The sequence below is a fragment of the Lactobacillus sp. A27 genome, assembly GCF_016742815.1.
GTDB classification, from domain to species: Bacteria; Bacillota; Bacilli; order Lactobacillales; family Lactobacillaceae; genus Lactobacillus; species Lactobacillus gallinarum.
In genome coordinates this window covers 1-285 of the sequence record NZ_JAEHNT010000135.1, presented here as the reverse complement: position 1 = coordinate 285, position 285 = coordinate 1, and the positions used below count along the sequence as shown (strand labels likewise).

Here is a 285-nt window from a genome sequence, read left to right as displayed (position 1 = left end):
ATCGTGGTTTTTGATTAGTGCAGTTGAGAGTTCTTGCAAGAAGTCATTACGCTGTCTTCTGATCTTGTCGTGCAGTTTAGCTACTACCAAGCGCTGTTTTTGATAGTTTTTTGCTAGCCGCAAATTGCGTCCTCCTTTTTTAGCCCGGCGCTGCCTGCGAGACAAGACACGTTGGGCATGGGCAAGCTTCTTTTTTGCTTTACAGTAAAAACGTGGATTGACAACCATTGATCCATTTGACTCCGTTAAGAAATTATCAAGGTTAAGGTCAATGCCAATTTGACT

Annotated in this window: 1 protein-coding gene; it reads right to left on the bottom strand. The window is 42.8% G+C overall.

Annotated features, from left to right (window positions below):
• Positions 1-285, bottom strand: a 285-nt coding sequence (locus JEM49_RS10345; RefSeq protein ID WP_201874955.1) for a transposase, incomplete at both ends; no start/stop codon positions are given.